This window comes from Endozoicomonas sp. ONNA2, from assembly GCF_024606365.1.
Taxonomy (GTDB): domain Bacteria; phylum Pseudomonadota; class Gammaproteobacteria; order Pseudomonadales; family Endozoicomonadaceae; genus Endozoicomonas.
In genome coordinates, this window is sequence record NZ_JAHHPO010001156.1 from 1 (window position 1) to 2,918 (window position 2,918).

At 48.3% G+C, this 2,918-nt stretch carries 3 protein-coding genes; 1 reads left to right on the plus strand and 2 read right to left on the minus strand.

Annotated features, from left to right (window positions below; all coding sequences use genetic code 11):
* Positions 1-212 (plus strand): hypothetical protein (locus KDK14_RS20445; RefSeq protein ID WP_257267082.1); only part of this gene is annotated, 212 nt, incomplete at its 5' end.
* Positions 213-249: 37 nt separating this feature from the next.
* Here KDK14_RS20445 and KDK14_RS20450 read toward each other — a convergent pair.
* Both KDK14_RS20450 and KDK14_RS20455 read right to left on the minus strand, forming a co-directional pair.
* Positions 250-2,115 carry an F-box/WD40 repeat-containing protein gene (locus KDK14_RS20450; RefSeq protein WP_257267083.1) on the minus strand — a complete coding sequence of 622 codons (1,866 nt, stop codon included), beginning with the start codon at positions 2,113-2,115 and terminating at the stop codon, positions 250-252.
* Between the two features lie 159 nt (positions 2,116-2,274).
* On the minus strand, positions 2,275-2,918 hold a 644-nt coding region (locus KDK14_RS20455; RefSeq protein ID WP_257267084.1), incomplete at its 5' end, for a hypothetical protein.

Here is a 2,918-nt window from a genome sequence, read left to right on the forward strand (position 1 = left end):
TATTTTGCGCCACCCTCAGGGATGAAAAATGGTTGAGCAAAATATTTTTCACGGCTAAGAAGAACTTTTCTTTTCCTTTGTGCTCTTTTGTCCTTTGTGGTTCAAATTCAAATCTCGCAACCTATATCAATCCCCGTGTTTACGGGGCTTTTAAGCTTAAGTCAGTGCCATTGCTTGCCCGATCGCATATTCAGAAGGTGGAATTGGAATAATTTGCTGTTGCTCATACCAAGTAGCAGACCATTGTCTTCAACCCAGCCTGGAATCTGTTATTTCCCAAACTTGTAGAGTGGCATTGGTAGTGTCACCATCCCTGGTCAGGCTCAGGACCACTACTTCATGTTCTGATAGTGGATTGAAGCAGGCTTTTATGATTCTGTTTTGCTTGATAACTCCTTTGAGTGACCAGCCCTTTTGATCGCTGCACCCCAGGATTCCTACCATAAAGGGGTTGCAAGTCAGCACATGAAGGCCAGACAGGCTAAAGCAGTATATGGGGGCCAGGGCGCATTCATCGGTGATGGTTTGATATGACCATTCTCCTGCCTGGCTTTGTCCCCAGATGATTGTATTGATGCCACAGTGGACCAGTAAGTGTCTGTCTGTGGGACTGAACTGCGCCATTTCTACAATGGCATCATGTTTGAGCACTTTTACAGGGGCAAGTCCGGCTGCTGATGCAGCATCCAACTGCGGCAAGCAAAGGTTGCACGAACAGTCAGAAAACTTTTCCAGTATGCGCCACAGATGCACTTCATGGCATCGGTAATCGTTGTATTTACCGTACACGTATTTACCGCCGGGGCTGAAGCAGAGCGAACAGAAGTACGGCAGAAGTGTCGTCTGTTCCCATTCCCCCGATGGCTTCAGTCTGTATATCGAAACCTGTCCGGGATTGCCGGGTTGTACGGAAAAACCGACCAGAAGCTGATTCGACATTGGGCTAAATCTGACATAACCAATAAAATCTTCTGTTGATGATATTAACTGCTGTGCTGACCAGACACCACGATCATCCAGAGTTAGCATGGTTGCTGTACCCATCATATTGTACAGTACCAGATGCTGTTCCGATGGACTGAACAGGACTCCACCAGCCAACGTACCGGGGGAGAGGCCACAAATATCCATTTTTAGCCAATCATTATTTTCGTCCATGCGCCAGATAATGGCAGGATTATAAGTCAGCATATAGTTCCCTGAAGGGCTGAAATTGACAGTCTGATCAGGCAAGGTTACCTTGCCGACATCGTCCCAACAGCGGTGAGCTGGTAGCAAGGTATTAACGCAACTCTCATCGCTGCAGGTTAACAGGCGATTTGTGCAGTCAGTGAAATTTGCCCTGGTAATCACCCGACTGCCACGGTTATCGGACCAATTCAAGCGATCTTCTGCCCATTGCCCCCGGTCATCCCTGGCCAGAAGCCGAGAGTCATTCAAGCAGCGACCATAAAACAACAAATGACGATTGGACGGGCTGAAGCGAATATTGGGGGTGGCGCAGTGCAGCAAATTTGAATACCCTGGTGAACGCACAGGGAGAGAGGTTGTATATCGCTTGACCAAACGATAAGCAGGGCATGGTTCCATCTTTCCCAAGGTGGCAAGGCACATCAGTGCGGGCATCTGCGGGAGGTTTTTTATTATCCTGTTTCTGAACGATATCAGTTTGTCGTTGAGTGGTGCTGAATTGGCAAATGGGTGAAACTCCAGACTTTTTTTCTGCCGTGGTGCATTGTGCTGATATTGTTCCCGGAAATTTCGGGGAAGCCGGGCAAAATAAGACAGTTCCTGAATATAATTGAACTCTTTAACCACTTCCCGAAATGCCAGACAGGTTGCATTTACCTGGCGTATATCATCGAATTCCAGGTAGTCAAATATCATGGCCAACAGTTCGGGAGGGAGTTCAGTAATCCTTCTTTGCTGTAATGGTTTTGTTGGTGGGGGTTTTGTTGGTGGGGGTTTTGTTGGTGAGAGTTGTGTTTGTCGACTGGCTTGCGGGGGTATGACAGTGGACGGGTCGTTGAAAGGTGTCGTTTTGGCAGGCTGAGTTACAGGCCAATCCGACACCATCGAAAAGCCCACGGCTACTGCAGAGAGAGAGTTGCTCACTGACTTGTCCCATTCTTGACGAGTGCTGACCGGCGTTCACGCTTGATTCATGTCCTGATCAGACCGGCCAAAGTTCAGGAAGTTCCCGGGCCAGGATGCATTCCCACGCAGAGCGATTTTAATCATCAGGTTGTGAATGCTGCAAAATACGTTTTGCCTTCAATCCGTCGTACCAGCATCGCTCAATTCCCAAACTGTCAGAGTGATATTTGTCATATTGTCATTCTCAGTGCGGCTCAGGACCACCACTTCATGTTCTGATAATGGGTTGAAGTAGGCTTTCAGGATACCGTCTTGTCTGATCATCCCCTTGAGTGGCCAGTCCTTTTGCTGACTGCGCCCCAGGATGCCTACCATCGAAGGGTTGCAAGTCAGCACATGCAGGCCAGACAGACTAAAGCAGGGTTTGGTGGCTGGGGCGCATTGATCGGTGATGGTTTGAATTGACCATTCTCCTGCCTCGTTCTTCCCCCAGATATAGACCGTACCGGTAGTACAACTGACCAGTAAGTGGCTGTCAGACGGACTGAACTTGGTCTTTTGTACATGTGATTTATGTTCGAGCACTATGACTGAGCCAAACCTCGCTCTTGATGGAGCATCCGGGTACGACAAGTGAAGATGATTCAGCGACCAGTCCGACAATTTTTCCAGTCTGGGCCATAGCTGCAAATCACGGCCACCGAATATGTATTTATTGAACAAGTATTTACCGGCAGAGCTGAATTCAAGCAGATAGAACTGAGGGAAGATGATAGTCTCTTGCCATTTCCCCGATGGTTCCGGGCTGAAAATTGAGACCC